Genomic DNA, 25,800 nt, shown 5'->3' with positions numbered 1-25,800 from the left:
TGTTGCAGGTGTAGCCCTGAGTGCTTCGGCCGTTGCCGCGGTCGGCGGCTGGGACGTCGCCTTGCATGCCTGTCCTGTGCTCACGGCCTGAAACATCACATCACAAAGCCAGTGGTGCTTGTTCCGGTGTCACCAGCACGATGGAGCTCGCGGGCCGCGGCACTGTCGTGGGCATCGAGCACGACCAGCCACTGTTGCAGCCGCCCCACGAACAGGGCAGCGTCGGACCGGTCCCGGGGCAGCGGTAAAGGTTGGTGGTCTTGCGCTGGTTAGCTTTTGGTGCCGCGGCGGCGGATCCGGAACAGTCGCTAGCTTGAGTTTTAACCCTGGCGGCGTGGTCGCGGCCCGGCCGGGGTTGGTGCGCGAGTGTTGCCAGCGGTCTTGATGTGGACGTCTTGGCGGGGTGCGGGCTATTGGTTGCGTCGACCCGCGGGATCGCGACATTGCCAGCCGACACGCCGGCTCTCGACGCATTCTGAGATCGGCACGACCGTGCGTTATGGATGCCGAGATACTTTCTGGCCATTGATCTTCCGCCGAACTGCGCCGAACGCTTCGGGACGCGCGGGTCGCGGCTTGGTCTCAATGGGTCAGCGCACACGATCCGCAGACCTGTTTGCTCACCTCGGTAGTGTTGGGCTGGTGCCGAATTCGCGAATCGAAGACGTCGTCAACGGGAAGCTCGCCTGGACCGAGGTAGATTTACTCGACATCGGCGACAGCTCAGCACTGACCCTGCGAAGTGCGCTGGAAGAACTAGGAATTCAGGTCAACTATCTGCCGGTTGGCCAGGCACGCCATGTTATCGCCGCGCTGGGTAGCAACCGCCCGATCGCGCCTTATGTGATCGTGTGCTGCCACGGTGACAGCGGCTCGATTTACCTCCCCGAGCTCGGCGGCGAAATCGCCGATGCCCAGCCCTTCGCAGGGAATATCGGCCCTGACCAGGTCAGGAAACACCTGCAGATACCCGGGAGCGCCGTGATATCGCTCGGATGCGAAACCGGTGAACCCGCTTTGGCCGAGGCATTTCTGCAGGTCGGTGCCAGTAGCTACGTCGCGCCCACTGGTCAACCAGACGGTCATGCGGCATTCATCGCTTCGCTACTGCTGTTCTACGAGCTGACCGAGGGGCGCGAACTCCTGGACGCGGTCGAGCGAGTCCGGACCTACAACGACAGTCTCGCGATGTGGAGAATTTGGCACCGCTGACCACAGACAATCCGGTTTACGCTCATGGAGCCGTGTGCGTGCCTCGCCGCACTCTCGATCCGCTCAACTCGGAACTGCTGGTGCGCGGACCGCGCGACTGATTGCCTACGCCGACGAGGCCGGTGTCAGCACCGTCGCGGCCGATGCTTGGCATCGGACGCGGGAGTGGTCGTCGATGACGGTGTGGACGTAGGCCGTGCCGATGTCGGTTCGGTAGGCCGGGCCGCGTTTTCCGGTGCGGCGTGCGGTCGCGCGGGCGTTCGCCGTGCTCTGGGCGCAGTGTAGGTAGCGGTGGCCACCGCCGTGCTGGTCTCGAATCCGGCCTTCTTGCTCGTCGCATGCCCGGAGCTGTTGTTCCAGCTGTGCTGGGGTGCCGCGACCCAGGTCGGCGCACCCGCTCTGCACGAGTGCACCGAGCACGAGAGCCGATGGCTGATGCTGGCGGCAGCGCCGCTGGTCGGGGCCGTGGCAGCCGGAATCCATACGATCCGGGTATCGACGGCCCCGAGACTTGTCCCGCCGCTGCTGATCGTCGGCGTGATCGCGGTAGGGCCGATCGCGATTGTGGTCGATGTCGACATGGTGATCGTTTCGCGCTGGGCATGCTCAGCGGCGCCGTCCTGGAATATCTTGCCGCAAAGTGGATCTCGGTGATGGATCTCTTCGACACTCGCAAGTTCGCGGCGCTGTTCACCGCGCGGACAGCACTCGGGGCGGCAGTCGCCCCGGTGAGCCGATTGCTCGGCGGGGCTGCTCGCGGCGGTCGGTGCTCGCACTCGATGGTGGTGATCGGGTGTCTGCTCGCCGCGATACCGGCACTGACACTGGCCTGTCGGCCTCTCGCGGGCAACGACGCGGAAATCCGGAAGCGGCGGGAAGTCGCTCACGTCTGACCTTGTGTGAGTCGCCCGAGCCGGTCGCCCGGCCCGCGGACCGTGATGTGAGCGCCCGTTCCTCTGCCGCCGGGCGGTAGTCTTCGAACCTGGTGCAGGGAACACCGGTGTGAATCCGGGGCTGTCCCGCAACTGTCACCGAGGAGTGACCCACCGTCTACTGCCACGACCTGCCCAGGTTGGAAGGCTGGTGGGGAGCGTTGATCCGGGAGCCAGGATACCTGCGCCAGCGACAACGGGATCACCCCACGAGGATGGCGAATGGACAACTTCACAGCGCGGACGGCCCTGGGCCGCCGCGAGTTTCTGCGTGCGAGCGCACTGGGCCTGATGGCGATCGGCGCACTGGGATCGGCGGCCTGCGGTGCCGCCGACCCGGCCGCTGGAGCGGACGGGCCCCCGCGCGCTGGCGGACGGCTGCGGGCGGTGATCGCGGGTCGATCGGCCGCCGTCGACGTGCTCGACCCCCACGAGGCGGGCAGCTCCGCCGGCGGCGCGGTCTCGAAGAACGTGTGGGACAAACTGGTCGCCTACAACAATGATCTGACCCTGCGGTACCGGCTGGCCGAGGCGCTCGAGCCCAACGCTGACGGAAGTGAGTGGCGGATCCGGTTGCGGCCGGGTGTGGTGTTCAGCGACGGGTCTCCGCTCACCGCCCGCGATGTGCTGTGGAGTTTCCGGCGCATGCTCGATCCTTCCCGGAGCTCCTCGGGAGATCTGTCCAACGTCGATATGACGCGCACCCGCGCCGACGGCGACCTCGGCGTGGTCGTGGCGATGAAAACGCCCCTGGCGGACTTCGGTTCCGTGCTGGCGGGATGGTACTGCTACATCGTCAAGGACGGCACCGACATCATCGACGGCAAGACCCTGCCTGTCGGTACCGGTCCTTTCGCGCTGGCCCGATGGTCACCGGGGGACCGGACTCTGCTGCAGCGCAACGAGAAATACTGGGGCGGCGAGGTCTTCCTCGACGAGGTCGAGGTGATCCAGATCGCCGAAACCGAGGCGCGGGTCAACGCCTTCCTCTCCGGCGAAGCCGATGTGGTGCACGAACTCTCGCACCTGCAGGCGCGGTCGCTCGAGCGCGACCCGTCGACCACGGTGATCGTGCCGCCGTCCGGGCTGATGTCGTCGTTCCAGATGCGGGTGGACACCGCGCCATTCGACGATCCCCGGGTCCGCGAGGCCATGCGCCTCGCGGTGGACCGTCAGGCCCTCGTCGACTCGGTGTACTACGGCTACGCCGAGATCGGGAACGACATCTACGGCAAGGGAGCGCCCTTCTACAACGATCGGCTGCCGCAACGCACCTACAACCCGCAGCGCGCTCGGGAACTGTTGCGGGCGGCAGGAAAAGAGAACCTCACCGTCACCCTGCCGACCGCCGACGGGATGCCCGGCATGGTGGAGTCGGCGACCCTGTTCGCCGAACAGGCCAAGGCGGCCGGTATCACGATTCGCCTGGAATCGGTGCCCGCCGACACCTACTTCACGCAGGTCAGCGGCAAGGCGGCGCTGTCGCACCTCGGCTGGTGGAACTACAGCCTCGACTACTTCTACGGCCAGACTATGACGAGCACGTCGCCGAGCAACGGCACCGGATGGAAGCGGCCGGGCTGGGACGCCACCTTCGCCCAGGCCAGGGCAGCGATGGACCCGCGCCGCCGGACCGAGCTGTACAGCGCTCTCCAAGAAGAACTCTGGAACGAGGGCGGTTACATCCTGTTCGGCTTCGCCAAGAGTCCCGACGCTGTCAAGAAGTCGGTGCGCGGGGTGCCTGCCGGGGTGCCGGGCACCGACGATTGGGCGAACTACGCGTCCGCCTGGCTCTCGGCGTAGTTCGGTGATCCGCTATATCGCCCGCCGCCTCGGCGCGGCGGTGCTCGTTGTGTTCGTCGTCGGGGTGATCGTGTTCTGCCTGTTCGAGGTCCTGGATTCGGACGCGGCCGTGGTCACCCTGACCCGGAGCGGCGGCGGTGACCCGTCGCCGGAGCAGCTGGCCGCGCTGCGCGCCGAACTAGGTCTCGACCGACCGGCCGTTGTCCGCTTCGCCGAGTGGCAATTCGCTTTCCTGCATGGAGATCTCGGTGACTCGCTGATCTCGGGACGCCCGGTGCGCGACGTGCTGTCCGGTCGGCTGGTCAACAGTGTCACCCTGGCGTTTCTGACCGCCGCCCTGCTGATTCCGCTGGCGATCGCGCTCGGAACGGTGGCCGGTGCCCGCGCGGGCTCGCTGCTGGACCGGGTGGTCAGCATGAGCGCGATCGCCGCCGAATCGGTGCCCTCCTTCGTCTTCGGTGTGCTGCTGGTGGCGACGGTGTCGTTGTCGCTGCATCTACTGCCCGCGGTGTCCCTGCTGCCGACGGGCGCGAGTGCGTGGGATCGGCCCGAGATTCTGGTGCTGCCGGTGATCTGCCTGCTGATCGGACTCTCGCCGCATCCCGTGCGGATGGTGCGGGCGCAGACCGCCGAGGTGATGGCGAGTCACTACATTCGCACCGCCCGCCTCAACGGGATCGGCGGGATGCGACTGATGCTCCGGCACGTGGCACCCAACGCGATCTCGGCCTCGATTCATCCGCTGGCGGGATCGGTCGTGGGATTGATCGGCGGCATCGCGGTGGTGGAGACGCTGTTCAGCTATCCCGGCCTCTCCCAGGAACTGTTGCGAGCGGTCGCCGCGCGTGATTTCCCGTTCGTGCAGTCCACCGCCGTGCTGCTGGCGGCGGTCGGGGTCGCGGTCTATCTGGTCGCGGATCTGGCCACCCTGCTGGTGAGTCCGCGTGCCCGCCACTCGGTCCTGGGTGGTCGCGGGTGAAGGCACGGTTGCGATCAGGCTGGTCGGTCGTCATCGCCTTGGTCCTGCTGTTGGTGGTGACCGGCCCGCTTTTCGCACCGCACGCGCCCACCGCCGTGGTCGCGCGACCGTTCCAGCCGCCGTCGGACCGGTACCTGCTCGGGACCGATGTGGTCGGCCGAGACGTCCTGTCCCGGGTGCTGCACGGTGGGTTGTCGCTGGTGACATTGGCCGGGCTCGCCCTGGTGATCGCCTACGGTCTCGGCCTGACGCTAGGCCTGCTCTCCGGACTGCGCCGCGGCCATGACCGCTGGATCAGGCCGTCGGTCGACGCCGTCGTTGTCCTGCCATGGTTCCTGCTTCTCGCGGTCATCGCCACGGTGCTCGGCACCGGGCCCACCTCGATCGTGGTCACCGCGACGGTGACGACGGTGCCGTGGATCGTGCGCATCGTGCGCACCGGCGTCCTCGAACTGGCCGACACCGGATATGTCGAATCGGCGCGGGCCCGTGGGGAATCGCTGTGGTGGATCGCCGTGGTCGAGGTCCTGCCCAATCTGCGGGCCGTGGTGCTCGCCGATCTGGGGGTGCGGATCTCGGCGAGCGTCTCCCTGGTCGCGGTGAGCGGATTCCTCGGTCTCGGTATGCGCCCGCCGTCGCCGGACTGGGCGCTGATGATCACCGAGAACCGGGCGGGTTTCGTCATGCAGCCCTGGGCCGTGCTCGCGCCGACGCTGCTGGTCATGGTGCTGGTGATCTCGGTGAACATGGTCACCGACCGAGCCTTCGACCAGGTCCGCGGGTCGCGCGGCGCGGTGCCCGCCACGACCGATGCCGATGGGGTTGCAGTCTCCGGGCTCACGGTGCGCGACTCGACGGGACACGCTGTACTCGAGGATGTTTCGCTGCGGATCGCGCCGGGTCGTGCGGTGGCGTTGGTCGGACCCTCGGGTGCGGGCAAGTCCACCCTCGCGCTAGCCCTGCTCGGCGCGCTGCCCACCGAGCTCTCCACCGAGGGCACCGTCGGCATCGGAGGGCGCGCGGGCTCCCGCCGTATCGGTTACGTCCCGCAGGATCCCTCCACCGCGCTGAATCCCGCGCTGCGGATCGGCACCGCCCTACACGAGATCGCGCGGGCGAACGCGAATCCCGATCGTCGGGCCGCTGTTCTCCGCGCGCTCGAACAGGTCGATCTGCCCGCCGATCGGGAATTCCGGCGGCGCTACCCGCATCAGATCTCCGGCGGACAGCAGCAGCGGGTGTTGTTGGCGATGGCGATGCTGGGTGATCCGCTGCTGCTGGTCCTCGACGAGCCGACCACCGGTCTGGACCAGCGGACCAGAGCGCATCTGGTCGCCACGCTGGAAAAGATCCGGGGCGACACCGCGCTGCTGGTGATCACCCACGACCTGCCCACCGTGGCCTCTCTGGTGGACGAGGTCGTCGAACTCGATCAGGGCCGCGTGGTCTCGGTCACCGCTGCGACCGCCGGACCATCGGTCACCGCCGTGGCTACCGCTGTATCCGGTTCGCGAACAACAGGATCGCCGATCCTGCGCGTCGAGAATCTGACAGTCGGCCACCATCGGTCTCGGCCGGTGGTGCGGGACCTGTCGTTCGCCCTTCGTCCGGGAGAATGCCTGGCGATCGAGGGCAGGTCCGGCACCGGAAAGACGACGGTCGCGCGGACTCTGGCCGGATTGCACACGCCCGCAAGCGGATTCATCGAGTTCGAGGGGATCCGAATGAACGGTGGCCCGGATCGGCACGCCCATCGCGGGGCGATCCAACTGATCTTCCAGAACCCCGCGACCTCCCTCAACCCGGCGCACCGCATGGGTGTTCAGGTGGCCCGGCCGCTACGTCTGCTGCACGGCCAGAACCGTTCCACGGCGGGCGAGCAAGCCCGCGAGCTCTTGGACGGAGTCGGACTCGACGAGCGCCTCGCCCGACACCACCCCTCCCGGCTCTCCGGCGGGCAACAGCAACGAGCGGCCATCGCTCGCGCCTTGGCCGCCCGGCCGCGTGTTCTCGTATGCGACGAGATCACCTCGGCCCTCGACCCAGCGACGCAGTCCGTAGTGCTGGATCTGCTCGACGAGTTGCGCCACGATGGGATGGCGCTGATCGTGATCAGCCACCAGCGTGAGGTGATCGACCGTCTCGCCGACTCGGTGGTGACGCTGACCGAAGCCGACGATTGGGTGTGAGGCTGCCCGGGGCGTCGTCTATTCGTCGGGAGCTGGTCGAGCCGTTGTTGCTGGCGTTTTCTCCGCGCCGCCAGGGCGGCGGGACCGCACCGACTGAGGAGCGGGGCCGTGTTGGCCACCCAGAAGGAGGCCGCACCGAGGTAGACCGGGTGCCTGTGTGGCTCGATCCGCGTACTGAGGGCGTGATCGCGCCGATCGGTGAACTGCGCGGCGATACCAGCTGGTAGAAGGACATGTCGGTTCTCAACCGTGTTGCGCGCCAATGGTACCGGTGATCGCCACACGTGCCGCACGGTGTATAACGTTGGGGGTCGATCCCTTGCACGCTCATGCGGAACTGGCCGAACTGGATATGGATTTTCCGCTCGTCGACGACGAAGTGCTCGATCGCTATGTCGCGTTCTTCATCGGTGTCGGCTTCTTCCCGCCGGTGCCGTGACAGCCCTCGGACTGCTTGCACACCGCCGCGCGCACGTCGGTGGGACGAATGCCGCGGATTCGTTTGAACGCCGTACTGAGAGCGAAGGCATCGGCGTATCCGACCTGACGGGCCACCGAGCCGACCGTGGCGTCGGTGGCGCTGAGTAGATCGCTCGCCAACGTGACTCGCAACTCGGCGAGATAGGTCATGGGCGGCTCTCCCACGAGCGCGGTGAACTTCGCGCTCAGGCTGGATCTGGACAGCCCGACCTTGCCGGCGAGCGAACCGACGGTCCAGGGCTGTGCGGGCGCGTCGTGCAGCAACCGCAGTGCCGCACCCACGACCGGGTCGCCGAGAGCCCGGTACCAGCCGGGTACTTCCGCCTCCGGTCGTTCGAACCATCGCCGAACGGTGTGCACCAGCAGCAGGTCGAGCATCCGATCGATCACCACCTGATGCCCTGGGCCGACACGCTCGACCTCCTCGCCCAGCAGGTCGAGGAGGGGGCTCGCCCGCCCATCCGAAGGGACGACGAGTACCGGAGGCAGTGCGCTGAGCAGACGACCGATGATCTCGCCGCGCACCTCATACATCCCGGTGACAAGCACCGCGGAGCCCTCGTAGTGCTCGCCACACGTTCTGAGATCGAGCCGTATGACGTCAGTGATGTCGATGCCGTCGGAGGTGACGCACTGGTCGGAGCCTCGGACCTCGATGGTCGGCGCGGTGGTCGTCGAATCCGCGACAGTGTGCGGCGAGGATCCGGTCACGATCGCCACGTCACCCGGATGGATATGCACGGGGGCTTCGGAATCCGGCACGATCCACGCCTCGCCCGACAGCATTGTCGTCAGCGTGAGAGGCGCACCGCCGACGAAACGCAGCGACCACGGAGGCTCCAGGATCGACCGGCCGAACGCGGCGCCGCGAGCGCGCGTTCCGTACAGGAGTTCTGCCAGCGCATCCACCTCGCGATCGTAGCGACCAGCACGGTCGGACGATCGGACATGCATCTCGGCGTCTCCGCCATCGCCTCGCCGGGGCGAGGCGGATTGACTTGTTCGCAAGCCGGATTCGCATCGAGGGGAAGTATGTGGTGAGTACCGAAGCGACGACTGATTCCGGCGTGCGCGCCGGCCGCAAGGAGTGGGCGGGGCTCGCCCTGCTGGCCTTGCCGACGCTGGTGTTGGCGCTGGACATGAGCGTCCTCTACCTCGCGTCACCGTACCTGGGAGCGGATTTGGGGCCCACGAGCTCCGAGCTCCTGTGGATCATGGATATCTACGGGTTCATGATCGCGGGTTTCCTGGTGACCATGGGCACACTCGGCGACCGGATAGGTCGTCGGCGTCTGCTGTTGGTCGGTGGATTCGCGTTCGCTGTGGCCTCGATCGTCGCGGCGTATGCCTCCGAGCCGGTGACTTTGATCCTGGCGCGAGCGTTGCTGGGTATCGCGGGGGCGACGCTGGCACCGTCGACTCTTGCCCTGATCAGCAACATGTTCGAGAACGCACACCAACGAACTACCGCCATCTCGGTCTGGATCGCATGCTTCATGTCCGGTATGGGAATCGGCCCGATTCTGGGCGGCGTGCTGCTGGAGAGCTTCTGGTGGGGCTCGGTTTTCCTCCTCGCGGTCCCGGTGATGGTGCTTCTTCTGATTCTGGCTCCGTTGCTGCTGCCGGAATACCGGCAGGATGACCCCGGCCGACTGGATCTGTTCAGCGTCGCATTGTCGCTCGCCGCGATACTTCCGACGATCTACGGCCTCAAGACGATGGCCGAGCACGGATTCGGTGCCGAACCCGCGCTCGTCATCGTGGCGGGCGCGATCTTCGCTGTCTTGTTCGTTCGACGTCAGCGACGGCTCGACGACCCACTGGTCGATGTCACGTTGTTCCGTGATCGGGCCTTCACAGCCGCACTCGTCATCATCCTGGTGTGCACGGCGGCAGGCGGCGGCCTCTACCTCTTCGCGACGCAATACCTGCAGATGGTGTCAGGTCTGACTCCGCTCGTTGCTGGAGTGTGGCTGGTTCCGACGGCGATCGCGAGCGTGATCGGCTCTCTGATAGCGCCGCCGTTGGCGCGTAGATTCGGATCCGGACGTGTACTGGCGGGTGGTTTGTCGGTCGCCGTGGTCGGGTATCTCTTGATGGCCGCGGCGGGTGCCGATTCCGGGCTCGCCCTGGTGGCGACCGGAATCGCGCTGGTGTTCTTCGGCGCGGGCCCGATGACCGCACTCGGCACAGACCTCGTGGTCGGCTCTGTGCCCCCCGAAAAGGCAGGGTCGGCGGCATCGTTGTCGGAGACCAGCACCGAACTCGGTATATCGCTGGGCGTCGCACTGCTCGGAAGCGTGGGAACCGCTGTGTACCGCGCCAGTATCGACGGATCCTTGCCCGGGGAGCTGGGGGAAGACGCGGCCGCGCGATCCGGGGATACTCTCGCCGGCGCGTTGGCGTCGGCGAGCGATCTCTCTGGTGAGGTGGCGGCTGAGATTGTGGCAGCGGGCCGTGCGGCGTTCGCGCTGTCGTTGACTGTGGTGAGCTCGATCGGTGCGCTGGTTGTGGCGATCCTCACCACGGTCGCGTTTCTGGTGCTACGGGACAAGCCGGGTGTCTGATTGTCTGCAACGTGCCAGTCGAAGACCTGCAGGTACACCTCGGCCGTCGTCTCAATCATCATCGGACCTATCGAATACAGACCACTAGTTGTGCTGATGCCTCGTCAAGCAACCTTCGGCAGGCAATCCGGTCGTCGGATCTTGGAGTTGACGAGGCGATCACGGCCGCTTCTCGCGCGGCGCGACGCCGAGCGCGGACCAGGCGGTGGCGAGGATGCGCTGCCTGCGTCGCGGTGGCCACGGGTGGCCGTTGTCGAAGGCGCCGATAATCAGGCCGTCGACGACGACATTGATCAGGTCGGCGGCCTGGTCGGTGTCGGTGATGCCGGCCGAGGCCAGGGCTTGGTGCAAGCGCGGCGCAGGATTCGCGGGTTTGACAGCGGCGCGCACACTGCGTGCAGCCGGAGTCAACGTGGCCGTTCTGGAGGCAGCCGACCGGGTCGGCGGACGCGCGCTGACCGAAAAATCGAGCGCTGGAACAGCACTCGACCTCGGCGCTCAATGGATCGGGCACGATCACGTCCAGATGGCGACGCTGGCAAGAGAATTCGCTCGCCCCTTGTTTCCGACACCGCAGTTCGGGAAGAGCCTCGTCCTGACCCACCGTGGCCCGGTGCGCCTGAGCCCACTGACCGTCGCCGCGACCGGGTGGGCGTTGCTGCGTTTGGAACTGATTGCCCGCACGACAGTGCGGGCAGGATGGGACCGTGTCACGCTCGCAGAGTTCGTGGCGAGGATTCCCGGTGCGCGGGCACAGCGATTGACATCAGTGGTCTTGTCGGAGGCGTTCTCGTGTGACCCCGGCGAAATCTCGGTTGCCGCTGTCGTGCACGGGATCCGGTCGGTTGGGGGCCTGCGGGTCATGCTGAGCACCGCGGGCGGCGCCCAGCAATCGCTGCTGACCGGCGGCGCGGGCGCATTGGCCCAGGCGCTCGCCGACGAACTGGGCTCGGCGGTGCGGCTCAACCATCGAGTCAGCGCCATCGAGCGGTCACCGGCAGGAGTAGTGGTGCGATCTTCGGCCGGTACGATGGCGGCCGAGCGGGTTGTCGTCGCGGTGCCGCCGCCGGTCGCAGCCATGATTGAACACCGGCCGACATTGCCCGGCGAACGCCGCCACGTCCAGCAGAACACGGTGATGGGGACGATCTACAAGGCGATCGCCGTCTACCGGTCTCCCTTCTGGCGGGGACAGGGACTCAGTGGCGAATCGATCGGGCTCGACGGCCCGCTGCCGTCGACATTCGACGTCTCACCACCGGCAGGGGCGGGGCATCTGTGCATTCTGGCGCCTGGCGAATCAGCCCGGGCACTCGATCGCCTCACAGCCGAAGTACGCAGGGACGCCCTCCTGCGGGAGGTCGCCCGACACTTCGGCTCCGGCGCTCTCGAGCCCGTCGACTGGCACGAGAAGTCCTGGCACACAGACCCCTTCGTCATGGGTGGCTACTCCGCGTTTCCGCGACCGGGCCATCTGGATGCGCTGATGTCGGCGGCGTCGCCGACCGGCAGCATCCATTGGGCGGGCACAGAAACAGCGCGACGCTGCAACGGCTACCTCGAGGGCGCTGTCGAGTCCGGAAAACGCGCAGCCCTCGAAGTTCTCACCGGACTCGGCGCCCAACCATAGCGATAGACCTGCCGCCTGCTTCACCTGCGACCGCAACACGGCTCGGGCCGTCGGCGGGGTCCGCGCGCGACGGTGTGCCGAAAAAGTGTGCCGTCAATCCGGCGCTGCGACCGCGAGGACGGTCTTACCGTTGGTGGCCCCGGCTTCCATTCGCCGATGGATGTCAGCGGCCTCGGCCAGTGGCACGACGATAGGGTCGACGCGCGGGAGGGCGCCGTCGACGAGCGCGGTCAGTGCTTGGCGCAGTCGAGCTCCGATGCGCTCGGGCGCTCGTCGTGCCTGGTCGCCGATGTTGAATCCGGCTAGCGTGCGGTTCTGTTTCCACAGTGCCCAGGCGTCGACGGTCCAGTCCTGGGATCGGGCGAGGTCACCGTAGGCCACGACGCGGCCGAACGGTGCCAACGCTGCCAGACTCTGGGCTCTTGTCGCGCCGCCGATCGGGTCGAGGACGAGGTCGACTCCACGCCCGCCGGTGGCTTCGGCGACTGCCGCGCCGAACTCCTCGCGCAGGAACAGTGCGTCGTAGCCGAGTGCGTCGGCCGAGGCCAGCTTGTCCGGGGTGCCGACGGTACCGAATACCCGCTTCGCGCCGAGCGTGCGTGCCACCGCGACCGCTGCCGTTCCGACTCCGCCGGCCGCGGCGTGGATCAGGACGTCTGTCCCGGGGGACAGTCCTCCAGCATCGAGCAGTAGACCGTAGGCGGTTGGATAAACACACGGCACACCCGCCGCGACGGGCAAAGGCAGCGCGCCGGTCGGGGCGACGAAACGTACGTCGGCCGAGACGTATTCGGCGTAGCCGCCGAACGCGGGTAGATAGGCCGCCACCGACTGTCCCTCGCTCAGACCGGTGACACCCGAACCGACCGAAGCCACGACGCCGGACACTTCCAGGCCTGGCACGTCGTATCCGTCGATGCCTTTGGGTGGCCCGAATTCGCCCCGCCGGTGCTGGACTTCGGCGAAGTTGACTCCCGCGTAGGCCACCCGCAGCACCACGTGCCCGGGATCGGGGTCCGGCTGGGGACGCTCGATCAGCTCGATCACTTCCGGACCGCCGTTCGATCGAAAACCCAACGCCCTCATCGATGACTCCCGTGATCTGTCGGACATGTCGAAAGGTGAAGAACCTCGTTCTCGTCTCCAACATTCCGGGGCGCGATGCGGTGCCGCCACCGTGCCCGTGACCTGCGAGAGCACAGGCTCACGATGATCGGAACACCGAACGGTGTACTTACCGAACAGAAACCGGTGACGGTTCGGGTCCAGGTACTCGATGCGGACGCGAGCCCGCGAACACTCGGCCCGCGTTCGCTATCGAAGCTTCCCGCGGTTCACACGGGTGGTGACGGCCGGCAGGTCACCGTGCCCGCATCCGGCTAGCAGTGTTGCCCGATAACTACCCTCCCAAGCAGTGAAATTCTCCGTCGGCAGAAGCGGACGTGCGTGACCACTCTCATCGCCGTGGTATCGGCCCAGGACACCAGCGCGGCATTAGAACTCGAGTACTTCAGCGGATGAGTTCGGCAGGCACGCGGAGTTCTTCGTGTGCGTAGAGTTCGGCGATAGCGTGGAGATCATCGCCGGCGGCGGTGACGGCGATCGTGTCGAGGAGTGAGTCGTAGTCCGCGCCGGTCTCGCCGTTGTATGACGCGGTCATGCGCCCCCACTCGTCCCATGGGAGAGTCTCGACTTTGTTCAGGGCGGCGAGATCCTTGATCGCGTTGCCGCGGATCTCGGCTGGTCCCCAATTGGCGGTCCCGTGAACACCGAATGTCGCGGCGTCGATGCGGCCCTCTCGGAAGGCGGTCCATGCTTCTCCGCCGCTGAGGAACTCTTCAGCACGGAGGTCTTCTGGGTGCTTCAGGATCGACTGGCCGAGGATCTCGGAGTCGATGCGCACCCAACGATGTTCAACGTCATTCCAGTATTCGGTGATCCAGTGGTCGAGGCCCTTTCCTGGCTGGAAGTATGTGGCGAAGCCGCATCGGACACGGGATGCGATCCCGCGATGCCGGAGCAGCGCGCAACTGATCACGGCGAAATGTCGACAGGTGCCGATCACGCGGTGGTTGGGTTCTCGCCGGACGGTCAAAGGTCTCGAATCCAGCGACAGAATCGCGTCGACCAGCTCGCCGACCGGACGAATCTGGTTCTGCGGGAACCGTTCGTCTGGCAACCCGAGGGCCTGGGCGTCGTTGGGCTGAATGACCAGGCCGGCGGCAAGACCGCAGATATCGATGATTCCAGTGGGGATTGGTTCTACCGCCTCTAGGTGGACTCCGTGCAGGCTGGTCAGCGGGCCGGGGCTGCTGTAGTCGATCACCGTAACCATGCAGGCAAGCGTAATCAGGAGTACCGCGAACAGCCTCGTTCGCGGATGAGTAATCGTCCTCGCGCGTTTTAGATCGGTTGAGAATCAACCAGTTTCAGCCTGTGGTCGTGGTCGCAGTATGGCAGCACGGTCGCCGGTGAGGGGTGCTGGCCCTTCTACCCGTCCTCGCCAACAACACCTGGACTTCGCCACTCGCCCGCCGACTACACCTGTACTGGGCACTCATCCTTTGTCTGCTCCGGCGGCATCCAGGTGCCTCCGGTCTGGGCGGCGAGTCGGGTTGTGGTGCGTCTCGACTCCACACGAATCCACCAAAGGGATTGACCGGTAACGTTTCACCCTGCGGTGCGCTTCCTGATCTCCGGGTTGGCCAGCTGCAGTGAGAGAGCGAGACACACATGACAGCGATCAACGGGCAAGGACCGGCCGGGACCTATCCTCCCGGTGGTGAAGACACGGCCGGGCAGGATCTGCGTGCGCTGTTCGGTCAGTCCAGGGCTGTATTCGCCTCGCTGCACGGTCCCACCCATGTGGTGGAGTCGGCCAATCCGGTGTTCACCGCCATGGTCGATGAACACCGCGGCCTCACCGGGATCGCCTTGGGCGAACTCATGCCCGAGCTGGCCGGCCCCGACGGCATCACCGGGCTCGACGAGGTCTATCGCACCGGCCGGACCCGCACGAGCCGCAATGTCTCGATCGTGGTGGGTAGCGGCGCTCACGCCCATCCGGCCTACTTCGACTTCACCTACGAACCACACCACAACGCCGATGGCTCGGTCGCCGGGATCCGGCTGATCGGGGTGGAGACGACCCAGCTCGAACAGGCCCAGCGGTTGATGGCCGAGCAACGCGCCTTGGTCGAGCAGATCGCCCGCCAGGCCCCCCTGGGCGAAGTGCTCGACGGGATGGCTCGCAGCATCGAACAGCTCGCCCCCGAGCAGGTCCTGGTCTCGGTGCTGCTCGCCGACCCCGACGGCCTGCACCTGCGCCACGGCGCGGCCCCGAGCCTGCCCGAGTTCTACAACACCGCCATCGACGGCATCGCCACCGGCGAGGGCGTCGGCTCGTGCGGCACCGCAGCGCACCGGCGCGAACCGGTCATCGTCACCGATATCGGCACCGACGCGTTCTGGGACGACTTCCGTGACCTGGCCCAGCAGGCCGAGCTGGCCGCGTGCTGGTCCACGCCGATCCTGGCACGTGACGGCGCCCTGCTGGGCACCTTCGCGATGTATCACCGCACCCCGCGCGCTCCGCAGGACAGCGACCTGGCCTTGGCTCGGATTTTCGCCGACACCGCCGCTCTGGCCATCGAACGCCACCACACCGAAGAGGCGAAGGCGGCCGCCGACGCGCGCACCGAGGCAGCCCAGCAGGAGCTGGCTGCCGCGCTGCGCGCCGAGCACCAACTGCGGGCCGAGGCCGAGCAGCGCGCCGCAGCCGCCGCCGAACTCGCCGCCCGGATGCGCAGCGCCGCCGCGGCGCAGGCCGAGGCGCCGCATCCCGATCGCTGTCAGCTGGGCGGGCCCACCCGATGCGACGAGCCCGCGGAGATCAAGGTTGCCGATTCGTGGGGTGATGCGGCGTGGGGCTGTGTCAACCATGTCGAGGAAGCGCTGCTGCACGTGCGTTCGGTGTTCATCGCCAGCGAAGACATGGGTGGTCTGGCCGCGTACCGCGACCGCTGATCTTCGACCGTGCCTGTGGCCGTGACTTGTTCGCCCACCACGTAATGCGGTCACCGACGATGAACTGCGAGCGGATGCTCGGTCCAAGGTGGATGCCTGTGCGATGCACGTTTCGACGGCCGGATGCTATGGGGTTGCCCACCGCCAGTATTTTACCGAGCTGTATCGCCGAATGAGCTGAATATCCCGCCATGTCAAGGGTTTCAGGGGTATTCATTTCTCGATCTTCACGACGACATGGATTGCTGAGGTATAGCCTCAACGCCTCGGCCGCTTCAATAGGGCGGCCATCAGTGTCAGGGGAAGCGATATTGCGTCAACAGATCCATACCACTAGCGTTGGTCTCGGTGGTTGCCGGTACGGTCGGCGATGACGCGAATTGCTTGGCACGCGATCAGCGCCAGCACTTCCAGCTGTAAGGGTTCTTGTTGTCGAGCAGGCGTGAGTAGGCGCCGTTGCCGTAAGGCTTCAGCGAGCCGACGTCCGGTTCGAAGTGGATCAATCTTCGTCGCAGGGGTGTATCGGTCACGCCGGCGAGCAGATTGCCTTGCGCAGGCTCGTCAGCGCCTGTGTCTGCGCATGCATGCGGCTGGCCGCCCCGCGGTTGACGTGGTCGACAGCGGCATACAGCAGTGCCCACATCATGTTCAGGATCCACGAGGCGTCGAGCGTCGCGTCGATCGAGCGGTCGTCGCGTCCTCGTTCCACTGCTGTGATCGCATCATCGTCGGACAGGCACGATGCGGTCTCGTCGTACACCCCTGACGTGAAGAACATGACTGTGAGGACATCGCTGAGTTCGAAGTACTCCTGACACAGCCGCAAGACCGCGTCGAGCCCTGTTCCGTCGGCTAGGCGCGCGCGCTTCGAAGCGTCGGCCACGGCCTGCTCGGTGAGCCGCCCGACGGCGGTGATCAGGTCGGATCGCTCGGGAAAGTAGCGGTGCAGCGTCGTGCGCCCGACGCGGGCCTTCTCGGCGACTTCGGTCAGTGACGCGTTGGGCGATTTCGCGAACGTCGCCACTGCCGCATCGAGAATCGCGCGACGGGTGCGTTCGCGGGCACCGGTCTGTTCGACATCCACGGGTGCAGCATAAGCGAGTTCCACACTGGATATCTCCTTTACTAAAATGGAACAATGCTGTTCCATTGGTGGGGTGACGACGATGGCGCCTCCCACCCACACCGCTCCACCGATGACCGTGTCGAACCTGCGTGTCCTGATCGCCTATGCCCGACCGCACACGCGCACCCTGCTGATCGGACTCGTACTCGCCCTCGGCAGTTCCGCGACGGTGATGGCGACGCCGATGGTGACGAAGTCGATCCTCGATGCTCTCGGCACCGGCGCCTCTGTCATGGGCCCGACCGTTGCCCTGTTGGTACTGCTCGTCGTCGGCGCTGTTCTCGGATGGGGCTACTGGATCCTGCTCGGGACCGTCGCCGAGAACATCGTCTTCGACGCACGCACGACACTCGTCGGACGACTGCTCGGCGCCACGGTTCCGTCGGTGCAAGCGCGTCCCGCAGGCGAGTTGGTCACCCGCGTCACGGCTGACACCTTGCTGCTGAAGGAGGCCGCGTCGTCGGCGGTGATCGGCATCGTCAATGCCACCTTCCTGACGGTGGGCACCGTGATCCTCATGGGGGTGCTCGACTTGATGCTGCTGGGCGTCACCGTGCTGGCGATCATCGTCGTCGGTGTGCTGTTCGGAACGCTTATGCCGCGAATTGCCAAGGCGGACGCGCAAACTCAGGAATCGCTGGGCCGGCTGGGTGGCGTGCTCGAAACCAGCCTGCGTTCGGTGCGTACCGTCAAGGCGGCACGCGCCGAGCACCGCATCGCCACCTTGATCGGCGCCGACGCGAGCAATGCCCGGACCCACGCGATCGAGTCGGTGCGGGTGTCGGCAACGGCATGGACCGTCGCGTGGACAGGTGTGCAGGGTGCCATCATCGCGATCCTGGCCATCGGCGCCTGGCGCGTCGACAACGGTTCGCTGACCGTGTCGACGCTGATCGCGTTCCTGCTGTACGCGTTCACATTGATGGGGCCGATCCAAGAACTGACTACGCACATCACGGCCATGCAGTCGGGAATCGCGGCCGCCATGCGTATCCGAGAGATGGAGACGCTGCACTCCGAAGCGGACGTGGCGCACGAGCCGGCGCCGGCGACGACCGCCGAGCCCGACTCGGCTTTGCGTTTCGACGACGTCACGGTCCGCTACGCACCTGATGCGCCACACGCGTTGAAGGGATTGACGCTGAGGATTCCCGCGACCGGCCACACAGCCATCGTGGGGCCCTCCGGCGCGGGCAAGACAACTGTGTTCTCGACGATCCTGCGATTCGTCGAACCCGACACCGGGACCATCTCGGTGGGCGGCGTGGCGTACCGGAATCTGACGATGTCGCAAGTTCGCGCGCGTATCGCCTACGTCGAGCAGGAATCCCCCCTGGTGCCGGGCACATTGAGCGACAACCTGCGGTTCCTGCGCCACGGTGCCACCCGCGACGAGGTGGCCGAGGTTCTTGGCCTCCTCCGACTCGACTCGGTCGTCGCGGCCCAGCCGAACGGCCTGGACACCCACGTTCGCGACACCGACCTTTCGGGTGGGCAACGGCAACGGATCGCGATGGCCCGCGCGATGCTCGGTGACGCAGACGTGCTGCTACTCGACGAAGCGACGTCGCAGATCGACACCCTGACCGAGGCGGCGATCGTCGAAGCGATCGCCGTGCGGGCGCGCACCCACGCCGTCGTCACCATTGCTCACCGCTTGTCGACCGTGCGGCACGCCGATCGGATCGTGGTGATGGACGATGGCAGCGTACGGGCGGTCGGAACGCACGAAGAGTTGATGCGAGCCGACGACCTCTACGCGCGGATGGTCCGCGCCGGCGGATTCGCGTAGGCGCACAATCTTTCGCGGCGTCGTCGACCACGGCCCGGCCTCATACGCCTAGCGGACCTCGGTCGGGTCGGCGACCGGGGTCGGTAGCAGGCCCGCGGTGATGAAACCGTCGACATAGCGTTGTAGGACAGCGGCATCGATGGCCGGGCAACGCACACCTGATTGCGCGAGTACCGCTCGGGTGCCGGTGTCGTCGACGATCAGGGCGTCGCCGCCGCCGTTGAGGTAGTTGTCGGCGACGAGCGCGGCGCGCATGAGGTCGGCGTGCTGCGCGATTCGGTCGGCCAATCGCTCGGCGGCATCGGCCACCGACACGGTTTCGACGGGAAAACCGCTGCGGCGCAGGGTGTTCAGGATGTCTCCGACGTTGGTGGGTGCACTGTTGACCAGATGGTAGATCTCGGTGTTCGGCTGCCGGGCGGTGGCGAGGGTGACCAGCGCCCGTGCCACGTAGTCGACCGGGGCCAAGGTGACGTCGGCGGATTCGATGTCGGGTGCGACCCCGAGGTGGGCGGCCGAGCGGATGAGCGTCCAGAACGCGTCATCAGCACTGTTCGCGCCGCTGCTGATCGATCCGGCGACCAGACCGGGCCGGTGCACCGCGACCGGCAACCCACGTTCGGCTGCCGCTAGGACCAGCTGCTCGGCCACCCATTTGGTGGCCAGGTACCCATTGCGCGGCACCTGATCGGCGGTGATCGCGGTGCGCTCGGTGACGATTCCGGTGTGCCCGACACCGACCGCGGCCGACACGGTGGACACGAAATGCAAGGCCTTCACCCGGGTGTCGACCGCCAGCCGCAGGATTTCGACGGTTCCGGCGATGTTGGCCGGGCGTAGGGCGGCATAGGATTCCAGATGATTCACGCGGGCGCCGTTGTGGTAGATGACCTCGATCCGCGCGGCCAGTTCGGCCCAGGTATCGGCGGCGAGACCGAAGTGCGGCGCGGCGAGGTCGCCCGGCACCGGTACGACCCGGTCCGCGAGCCCCTCGGTCCCGAGTCCGTATCGCTGGAGTGTCGTCGCGAGGCGGCGGCGCACGTCGTCGGCGTCCTGGGCGCGGACCAGGCACCAGACGCGCGAGGCGGTGCGGTTGAGCAGTTCGCGCAGCAGATGGATGCCGACGAAACCGGTGGCACCGGTCAGGAGTACATCGTCGGCCGAGATCGGTGGCGCCGCAAACGTTTCCGGCACCATGATCGTGGGGTCGAGGCGCGCGTCGTCGATCAGCATGTCGGTCCAGTGCCCGGCGGCCGCTGTGCCGGACTCCGCTGTCACGGCCGCCGTCACCGCCCGTGGCGTCGGCGCTTCGAACAGCATGCGGGGGTCGGCGTCGATGCCGAGCCGGTTCCGCAGCTCCGACCGGAGGGTGAAGACCAGCAGTGAGGTGCCGCCGAGATCGAAGAAGCTATCATCGATCGCGACCGAATCTCGTTCCAGCACATCGGCGAACACCTGGGCCACGGCGAGCTCGCGCACGGTCGCCGGCTCACCGCCACCGGCCGCGGCGGCGTCGCTGTCCCGCTCCGGACGCTCGGGCAGAGCGGGCCCGGCCGCGACGGAGCCGGCCAACTGCGCGACAGTCGCGTCGGGATGTGCGGCGATCGCCGTGAGGATCTCGACGAACCGCGCCGCGAACCCGGCCACCGTCGCCGCGTCGTAGAGGTCGGTGGCGTAGCGCAGGCTCGCTGTCAGTCCGCCGGTGCCCGACTGCTCACGCAGCGTCAAAGCCAGGTCGAAATGCGTTGTTTCCCAAGGGATATCGAGGGCGTTGACGGTAAGCCCGCCGAGGTTCAGCGCGGGGGAGAGGGGCAGGTTCTCGTAGGAGAACACGGCCTCGAACAGCGGGTGTCTGGTGCTGTCGCGCGGCGGATTCACCGCTTCGACGATGTGATCGAAGGGAACGTCGGCGTTGTCGAGCCCGGCGAGCGCGACCTCCCTGGCGCGCGCCAGCAGCATGGTGAAGTGTTCTCGCGGATCGAGGGGCAGGCGCAGTGGCAGGGTGTTGACGAACATGCCGACCAAGCGGTCGAGGGCCGGGTGGCCACGGCCCGCGACGGGGGTCCCGACCGTCACGTCCGCGATTCCGGCCAGGTCGCCGAGCAGCACGGCGAACGCCGCGTAACCGGCCATGAAGGGCGTCGCGTTGTGCCGGTGAGTCAGCTCGGTCAGTGCCGCGCCGATGTCGGCGCCGATCTCGAAGTCGATCACCGCGCCGGTGCCGCCCGGCCTGCCGGAGCCGGGAACACGGACTCGATCGGTCGGTAGCGGCAGCCGGTCGGGCGCGCCGTCGAGCGCCTGCACCCAGTGGGCGAGCTGACGAGCGGCGGTGGACCGCGGATCGTGGCGATCACCGAGGCGTCGATGCTGCCACAGTGTGTAATCGGCGTACTGCAGCGGCAGCGGCTCCCACCGCGGTGGCCGTCCGGCCGCCCGCGCGGTGTACGCCGCGGACAGATCGGCCACGAGCGGGCTGTGCGACCAGCCGTCGGCGGCGATGTGATGGGCGACCAGCGCGAGCACATGGTCGTCGGGACCGAGATTCCACAGCGCCAGCCGGATCGGCGCGTCGGTGGTGACGTCGAAGGGCGCGGCGACCGCCACCGCGAGTTCGGCATCCAGCCCGGCCCGGTCGAGTGTGTGCGCGATCAGCGGTGCACCGCCCAGCGCCGCGTCGACGGTGAGGATGCGCACCTGCGGCCCGGCGCTGCCGGCGGGATACACCGTGCGCAGCACCTCGTGCCGGTCCACCACATCCCGCACAGCGGCATCGAGCGCCGCCACATCGAGAGATCCCATCAGCCGCAACGCGATCGGCAAGTGGTACGCCGAGGAATCCCGGTAGAGCTGATTGAGCAGCCACATCCGCAGCTGTGCCGGGGCAGGCGCCAGGTGTTCGGGCCGGGCTGTCGGCACCGGTGGGTCCTCGGCCTGGTTCTCGGCATCCTCGACCCGCAGCGCCAGTGCCGCGACGGTCGGTGCGTCGAAGACGGTGCGGACACCGATGCCCAGGCGCGCCGCGAGTGTGGTTGCGGTGAGCGAGGTCCCGCCGAGTTCGAAGAAGTCGCTCTCGGCCCCGGCGACCTCGACCGCGAGTACCTCGGCGAAAGCCGCCGCCACCGTCCGCTCCGTGTCCGTCGAGACGGGCCGGGAACCGTCGTGACCGAACACCGGTGCGGGCAGGCGACGGGTGTCGAGTTTGCCGTTGGGGGTCAGTGGCAAGGTGTCGAGTACCTGGTAGGCGCTCGGTCGCAGATACGCGGGCAGCCGCTCGGCGATCTGGAGCCGCACCCGCTCCACCTCGAGTGGACCGTCCGGCACCAGGTAGGCCACCAGATGGGTGCCCCGGGAGTCCTGATGTGCGGTGACGGCGGCCCGGCCGACACCGGGGAGGCCGGTGAGCGTGGTCTCGATCTCGCCCGGCTCGATGCGGTGACCGCGCACCTTGATCTGGAAGTCGCTGCGGCCGTGGTAGATCAGTTCGGGCTCGGCATCGGCGGTGAGCGTCACCAGGTCACCGGTGCGATACACCCGCCCGCCGGGCGGGCCGAACGGATCGGCGACGAATCGGGCCGCGGTCAACGAGTGCCGTCCGTGGTAGCCGCGGGCCAGGGCCGGGCCGCCGAGATAGAGCTCGCCGATGACGCCGGGGGGCACCGGCCGCAACCGGGCATCCAGCACCAGCGCGTGAAATCCGCGCAGGGGCGCGCCGATCGTCACCGGCCGGTCCGGCGTCAGCTCCGCGATGGTCGCAATATCGGTGGCCTCGGTGGGGCCGTACCCGTTGCGCATCAACCGGGTTCGCGACCAGGCCGAGACCAGATCGGGTCTGATCGCCTCCCCTCCCACGCCGAGGACACGCAGGTCGGGCAGGGTTTCGGGGTCGAGGGTGGCCAGCACCGCCGGAGTGATAATGGCATTGGTCAGCCGCTCGCGCCGCATGAGTTCGGCCAGATCCGGTCCGGCCATCACATAGCGCGGTGCCACCACCAGTGTCGCCGCACCGGCCAGCCCGCACAGGATCTCGCCGACCGCCATGTCGAAACCAGGGGAGGCGTGGTGCAGGGTGCGTGCTCCGGGTCGCAACGCATACCGGTCGCGGCGCTCGGCGGCCAGGTTCGCGAGTCCACCGTGGGTCACCAGCACGCCCTTGGGGACACCGGTCGAACCGGAGGTGTAGATGAGGTAGGCGGGGTGCGCGGGCCGGGCGCAGACGGGTCGACGCAGCTGCGCATCCGGCGCCGTATCGGGGTCGACGATCGTCCAGTGCACCGATCCGGGCAGATCCGCCGGGTGCTCGACGCCGATGACGCCGAGGGTGGCACCGCAGTCGCCGAGGATGTGGGCGATGCGCTCGGCCGGGTATCCCACGTCGATCGGCACGAAACCCGCACCGGTCTTGGCGATCGCCCAGACCGCGCCGACCGAGGCGGCCGAACGCTCCATGACCATCGCGACCAAGGTCTCGGGGCCGGCACCGGCGGCCTGCAGCGCACCGGCGAGGCGGTCGGTCCACGCGTCGAATTCCCGGTAGGTCCAGCGCCTCTCGCCGTAGACGACGGCGATGCCGTCCGGGTTCGCCGCGACGGCGGCGGCGATCAGCTCACCCAGTGTGGCCGGCGTACCCGCCGTCGGCCCGCGCCAGGGGACGAGCAGATTCGCCTCGGCGGCGGTGAGGACCGGCAACCGATCGATCCGAACATCGTCGCCAGCGGCAGCGAACGCCGTCAGGAAGCCGACGAACCGGTCCAGCTGCGCGGTGACCTCGGCCTCGGTGTAGCGGTGACGGTTGGCTTCGAATTCGATCCGCAAGCCGGAACCGGTCACCGGATACACGTTGAGAGCGAGATCCTCGACCGGCCCGGTGGACAGTAGTTCGATGACCCCGCGCGCTGGCCCGAGCATCACCTCGGTGTGGAAGTTCATGATGTTGACCGCCGGTCCGAAACTCAGCGACTCGGCTCGGCGCCCACTGTCGCGGACCATCTCGGCACCGCGATAGCGCTGGTGGCGCAGTGCTCCGCTCAGTTCGGCACGCGCGCAAGCGATGGCGGTGCCGACAGTGTCACCCGAGCAGTGCAGCGGCACGATATTCGATGTCATGGCGCCGCATTCACGCAACGCGGCGGTGGTGCGTGCGGTGACCGGCAGGCTCAGCGCCACCGAGTCGGTGTCGGTCAGCCTGCCGAGGAACGCGGCGAACGCCGCCACCAGCACGGGCGCGATGCCGGGGAAGTCGGCTCGCGTCCGCAGTCGTTCGACCAGCGATTCCGGCAGCTCGGCGCGGGCGTGGATCGGCAGCGGATCGGGAGAACCGGGTCGCGTCGCGAGGGTGACCGGGGCAGGCAGCCCGGCGAGCTGCTCGCGCCAGTATTCGCGGTCGGTTCTGCAGCGCCGCGAGCCCAGATAGCTTTCCTCCGCGGCGGTGAGCACAGCAGTGGAATCGATTGCGGCCGAAGGTAGTTTGGTTCCCGCCAGCAGCGCTGTGTAGTGACCGCTCAGCAGCTGCTGCATGCGGACGGCGCCCAACCCGTCGAGTGCCAGGTGATGGGCACGGGTGTAGAGCAGGTGACGCTGCGAGCTCAGTCGCAGGACCGTGGTCACGATGGGTGGATCGGCGATCAGATCGAACGGCGCGCACTGATCGGCCCGCATCCAGGCTCGGGCGGCGGCCTCCGGGTCGGATTCCGTGCTGTAGTCGACGACGGCGATGTGATCGTCGATGCCCTCGTCGTGTACCTGTGCCGGCTGCCCGTCGACGAGAGTGAAGCACACATAGGCGCCCAGATCGCGCGCGGCCAGGTGGGCCGCGCGGCGATACGCCGAGAGGTCGAGCGGTCCGCGCAGGTCGACATACTGGGCGATGGCGAGTGACACCGGTCCGAGCAATTGCTGAGCGAACCACACCTCGCGTTGTGCCGCGGTGAGCGGGCGGACAGCAGGGATCGAACCGTGGGGAATCATGGTGCCTCAGAAGCTGGAAGAGAAGATGGAAGACAGCGCCCGTGCCGACGGTCGGGCGCTGCGGAACCGGGAACTCAGGCGGGGGTGTCAGTGAGATAGCCACCGCGAGCGAAGAATTCGGCACCGTCGTGTTCGGTGCCCGCCGCGCCACGGACGCGGGTGATCACCAGCGCGTGGTTGCCACCACGGTGTGGCTGGGCACCACACACGACCGCGCCGCCACCTTCCTGGACGATCACCCGGCCCGCGGTGCCGCCGTAGCGTGCCTCGGAGATCACCGCGTCGAGGATCTCGATGCGTTCACCGCGGTAATAGGAGTAAGCGCGCGGATACGGCGCGGACAGCGCGCGCACGAACCGCTCCGATTCGGTCGCGTCCAGGGACCAGTTGACCCGGCTGTCGCGATCGGACCGCTTGTGGAAGTAGGTGCGCTCGGCTTTGTTCTGCGGAGTCCACACCGCGGTGCCGTTCTCGAGCGCCGCGAGCGCCTCGTGAACCGCACCGGGGATCAATTCCATTCCGGCGAGGACGAGTTCAGTGCCGGTGGCGCCGGGCGGGATCGGCAGGCGCTTCTGGACCAGGATGTCGCCGGTGTCGAGTTGGGCGTCCATGCGGTGCACCGTGAGGCCGAATTCCTCAGCGCCGCTGATCAGCGCCCACAGCACCGGCGAGAACCCGGTGAATTTCGGCAGCAGCGAATCGTGCAGGTTCAAGGTGCCGTGGGGCGGCATGTCGTACAGCTCCGCGGGCATCCAGGTGTACCAGCTGTTGACAACGATCACGTCGGGTTCGGCCTGCTGGACCAAAGCGATGGTCTCGGCGTCGGCACGTTCGGTGAGGTGCACCGGAATCCCGTGTTCTGCGGCGAGTTCCTCGACCGAATCGTTCCAGATCGCCTTGTAGGCAGACTCCGCGGCCGGGTGGGTGACCGCCAACACCACCTCGTGCTCCGAGTCGATCAAAGCCTGCAGGGTCTTGCGGCCCCAGGTTTGGAAGCCGAACGACACGATGCGCATGGAACTGCCCTACTTTCATCTATGTGTAGGCTTACCTTACATAGACCGGGATATGTCTGTGTGCGCGGCCGAGAAAGCTCCTCG

At 67.3% G+C, this 25,800-nt stretch carries 19 protein-coding genes and 1 riboswitch; of the genes, 11 read left to right on the top strand and 8 right to left on the bottom strand.

Going from position 1 to position 25,800, the window contains the following annotated elements; translation table 11 throughout:
- The first annotated feature begins 642 nt into the window (after positions 1-642).
- The 7 genes from NA12_RS04385 (at position 643) to NA12_RS33495 (ending at position 7,554) form a co-directional block, all read left to right on the top strand.
- On the top strand, positions 643-1,212 hold the full coding sequence (locus NA12_RS04385) for a hypothetical protein (protein WP_067446188.1): 570 nt from the start codon (positions 643-645) through the stop codon (positions 1,210-1,212).
- A gap of 291 nt (positions 1,213-1,503) precedes the next feature.
- On the top strand, positions 1,504-1,866 hold the full coding sequence (locus NA12_RS04380; RefSeq protein WP_067446181.1) for a hypothetical protein: 363 nt from the start codon (positions 1,504-1,506) through the stop codon (positions 1,864-1,866).
- Positions 1,866-2,105 carry a hypothetical protein gene (locus tag NA12_RS04375; RefSeq protein ID WP_067446178.1) on the top strand — a complete coding sequence of 80 codons (240 nt, stop codon included), beginning with the start codon at positions 1,866-1,868 and terminating at the stop codon, positions 2,103-2,105. The genes NA12_RS04380 and NA12_RS04375 overlap by 1 nt, the downstream gene beginning before the upstream one ends.
- Before the next feature lie 53 nt (positions 2,106-2,158).
- Positions 2,159-2,350: riboswitch (cobalamin riboswitch) on the top strand.
- 16 nt (positions 2,351-2,366) lie between these two features.
- Entirely contained in the window at positions 2,367-3,947 is a 1,581-nt protein-coding gene (locus NA12_RS04370; protein WP_067446175.1) for an ABC transporter substrate-binding protein, read from the top strand.
- Positions 3,948-3,951: 4 nt separating this feature from the next.
- Entirely contained in the window at positions 3,952-4,926 is a 975-nt protein-coding gene (locus NA12_RS04365; RefSeq protein WP_084472346.1) for an ABC transporter permease, read from the top strand.
- Entirely contained in the window at positions 4,923-7,115 is a 2,193-nt protein-coding gene (locus NA12_RS04360) for an ABC transporter ATP-binding protein/permease (RefSeq protein WP_067446170.1), read from the top strand. Before NA12_RS04365 ends, NA12_RS04360 begins: the two co-directional genes overlap by 4 nt.
- 271 nt (positions 7,116-7,386) lie before the next feature.
- Entirely contained in the window at positions 7,387-7,554 is a 168-nt protein-coding gene (locus tag NA12_RS33495; RefSeq protein ID WP_157106375.1) for a hypothetical protein, read from the top strand.
- Here NA12_RS33495 and NA12_RS04355 read toward each other — a convergent pair.
- A complete protein-coding gene (locus tag NA12_RS04355; RefSeq protein WP_067447465.1) occupies positions 7,506-8,504 on the bottom strand; it encodes an AraC family transcriptional regulator in 999 nt (332 codons plus the stop codon). The two genes, NA12_RS33495 and NA12_RS04355, sit on opposite strands and share 49 nt — an antisense overlap.
- Before the next feature lie 128 nt (positions 8,505-8,632).
- Here NA12_RS04355 and NA12_RS04350 point away from each other — a divergent pair, with 128 nt between their 5' ends.
- Complete coding sequence (locus tag NA12_RS04350) at positions 8,633-10,162, top strand: MFS transporter (protein ID WP_207905597.1); 1,530 nt, start codon at positions 8,633-8,635, stop codon at positions 10,160-10,162.
- 159 nt (positions 10,163-10,321) lie between these two features.
- Here NA12_RS04350 and NA12_RS33490 read toward each other — a convergent pair whose 3' ends face one another.
- Positions 10,322-10,573 carry a hypothetical protein gene (locus tag NA12_RS33490; RefSeq protein WP_165914788.1) on the bottom strand — a complete coding sequence of 84 codons (252 nt, stop codon included), beginning with the start codon at positions 10,571-10,573 and terminating at the stop codon, positions 10,322-10,324.
- Between the two features lies 1 nt (position 10,574).
- Between NA12_RS33490 and NA12_RS04345 the strand changes: the two genes are divergently transcribed.
- Positions 10,575-11,792, top strand: a complete 1,218-nt coding sequence (locus NA12_RS04345) for a flavin monoamine oxidase family protein (RefSeq protein WP_243654903.1) — start codon at positions 10,575-10,577, stop codon at positions 11,790-11,792.
- 93 nt (positions 11,793-11,885) lie between these two features.
- On the opposite strand, the gene NA12_RS04340 is transcribed toward NA12_RS04345, so the two are convergent.
- Positions 11,886-12,839: a quinone oxidoreductase family protein gene (locus tag NA12_RS04340; protein ID WP_207905595.1), complete on the bottom strand. Its 954-nt coding sequence runs from the start codon at positions 12,837-12,839 to the stop codon at positions 11,886-11,888.
- A 463-nt stretch (positions 12,840-13,302) separates the two neighbouring features.
- Complete coding sequence (locus tag NA12_RS04335) at positions 13,303-14,127, bottom strand: transglutaminase domain-containing protein (protein ID WP_067446160.1); 825 nt, start codon at positions 14,125-14,127, stop codon at positions 13,303-13,305.
- A gap of 398 nt (positions 14,128-14,525) precedes the next feature.
- On the opposite strand from NA12_RS04335, the gene NA12_RS04330 reads away from it, so the two are divergent.
- Positions 14,526-15,818: a GAF domain-containing protein gene (locus tag NA12_RS04330; RefSeq protein ID WP_067446156.1), complete on the top strand. Its 1,293-nt coding sequence runs from the start codon at positions 14,526-14,528 to the stop codon at positions 15,816-15,818.
- 395 nt (positions 15,819-16,213) lie between these two features.
- Here the strand turns inward: NA12_RS04330 and NA12_RS34550 are convergent, their stop codons facing one another.
- Together NA12_RS34550 and NA12_RS04325 are read right to left on the bottom strand one after the other, a co-directional pair.
- Positions 16,214-16,348: a hypothetical protein gene (locus NA12_RS34550; protein ID WP_255284064.1), complete on the bottom strand. Its 135-nt coding sequence runs from the start codon at positions 16,346-16,348 to the stop codon at positions 16,214-16,216.
- The gene (locus tag NA12_RS04325) at positions 16,345-16,998 is read right to left on the bottom strand and encodes a TetR/AcrR family transcriptional regulator (RefSeq protein WP_243654902.1); all 654 of its coding nucleotides are present in this window, start codon (positions 16,996-16,998) and stop codon (positions 16,345-16,347) included. Before NA12_RS04325 ends, NA12_RS34550 begins: the two co-directional genes overlap by 4 nt.
- 16 nt (positions 16,999-17,014) lie before the next feature.
- On the opposite strand from NA12_RS04325, the gene NA12_RS04320 reads away from it, so the two are divergent.
- Complete coding sequence (locus NA12_RS04320) at positions 17,015-18,736, top strand: ABC transporter ATP-binding protein (RefSeq protein ID WP_132369860.1); 1,722 nt, start codon at positions 17,015-17,017, stop codon at positions 18,734-18,736.
- Between the two features lie 48 nt (positions 18,737-18,784).
- On the opposite strand, the gene NA12_RS04315 is transcribed toward NA12_RS04320, so the two are convergent.
- Together NA12_RS04315 and NA12_RS04310 are read right to left on the bottom strand one after the other, a co-directional pair.
- Positions 18,785-24,700, bottom strand: coding sequence for a non-ribosomal peptide synthetase (locus NA12_RS04315; RefSeq protein WP_067446148.1), 5,916 nt, complete (start codon positions 24,698-24,700; stop codon positions 18,785-18,787).
- A gap of 74 nt (positions 24,701-24,774) precedes the next feature.
- A complete protein-coding gene (locus NA12_RS04310) occupies positions 24,775-25,716 on the bottom strand; it encodes a methionyl-tRNA formyltransferase (protein WP_067446147.1) in 942 nt (313 codons plus the stop codon).
- Between the last annotated feature and the right edge of the window lie 84 nt (positions 25,717-25,800).

The organism is Nocardia alba NBRC 108234 (genome assembly GCF_001612665.1).
GTDB classification, from domain to species: domain Bacteria; phylum Actinomycetota; class Actinomycetes; order Mycobacteriales; family Mycobacteriaceae; genus Nocardia; species Nocardia alba.
Note: the sequence above shows the minus strand (reverse complement) of the source record. Positions and strands in the feature narration are given on the sequence as shown.

Coding starts and splice junctions, on each gene's coding strand:
- NA12_RS04375 (WP_067446178.1), top strand. CDS start 1,866: ATGGATCTCTTCGACACTCGCAAGTTCGCGGCGCTGTTCACCGCGCGG.
- NA12_RS04370 (WP_067446175.1), top strand. CDS start 2,367: ATGGACAACTTCACAGCGCGGACGGCCCTGGGCCGCCGCGAGTTTCTG.
- NA12_RS04335 (WP_067446160.1), bottom strand. CDS start 14,127: ATGGTTACGGTGATCGACTACAGCAGCCCCGGCCCGCTGACCAGCCTG.
- NA12_RS04330 (WP_067446156.1), top strand. CDS start 14,526: ATGACAGCGATCAACGGGCAAGGACCGGCCGGGACCTATCCTCCCGGT.
- NA12_RS04320 (WP_132369860.1), top strand. CDS start 17,015: ATGACCGTGTCGAACCTGCGTGTCCTGATCGCCTATGCCCGACCGCAC.
- NA12_RS04315 (WP_067446148.1), bottom strand. CDS start 24,700: ATGATTCCCCACGGTTCGATCCCTGCTGTCCGCCCGCTCACCGCGGCA.
- NA12_RS04310 (WP_067446147.1), bottom strand. CDS start 25,716: ATGCGCATCGTGTCGTTCGGCTTCCAAACCTGGGGCCGCAAGACCCTG.